The organism is Aliirhizobium sp. YIM B11859 (assembly GCF_057163345.1).
Genome location: NZ_JBXHAY010000048.1, coordinates 1 through 893, shown reverse-complemented (window position 1 = coordinate 893; position 893 = coordinate 1). Strand labels below are relative to the sequence as shown.

General features: G+C 53.2%; 2 tRNA genes. Both read left to right on the top strand.

The annotated features are described in order from the left end of the window. Positions 1–132: 132 nt before the first annotated feature. A tRNA-Ile gene (locus AC2GXZ_RS32560) sits at positions 133–209 on the top strand. A gap of 132 nt (positions 210–341) precedes the next feature. Beyond that, positions 342–417 (top strand) — tRNA-Ala (locus AC2GXZ_RS32555). The last annotated feature ends 476 nt before the right edge of the window (positions 418–893 follow it).

Here is an 893-nt window from a genome sequence, read left to right as displayed (position 1 = left end):
CACCAGTCAGGTGACCATCGAAACGCAATACGCCACGGAATATCCTCGGATATCGGATGGTATGGCGAAAACCGCCGACTACGTTTCTCTTTCTTCAAGAAGACAATAACCGCACGACCGGTTTGACTGAATGGGCCCGTAGCTCAGTTGGTTAGAGCACACGCTTGATAAGCGTGGGGTCGGTAGTTCGAGTCTACCCGGGCCCACCATTTGCATGGCGAATGTTGGTGCTGGTGGATGCGGACACAGTCGATAAGATCGTAGCGGTAATGGTGTTGATGAACGGGCTTTTTGCTGACCGTGTCAGTTGAAGCTGTTCCCGATAGACGCATTTGCGAATTGGGGCTGTAGCTCAGCTGGGAGAGCACCTGCTTTGCAAGCAGGGGGTCAGCGGTTCGATCCCGCTCAGCTCCACCATATTTGGTCCTCACGCTGACGCATCCTTCGGATGCTACGCTGCGGACGGCGCGCCGAACGATCGGCGACGGCCTCTGGCCTAAGGGCGGACCGATCGAAAGTCGAGTTAATCTCCTTTCGGTTCAACATTGTCTTCTGAAGAAAAAAAGTTTGCACAATGCGATCTGCATTTGTGCCTGTTCTGCAAAAATCGTGAAGAGAAGATTGATCTGGAGGCTTCCAGGTTCGGGTTTTACCGCAAGGTAGGCCTGGGTTTGAAGCTGATCCTTATGATGTCGTTGATGGCCTAGCCGGCCGGACACGAAAGAGGGATCGGTGGAGATAGGAAGCTTGTCACTCTGGTCGGTCGTTGTTGGTGTTATGGGCTTTAGGGTCTGTTGCATCTCTGACGATCTATTGATGTCCGGTTGCTAACCGCACGGACCCGGATTTAATCTCGAGAAGCTGGTCTTAAGACAAGACTGCAAGCGGGTCGC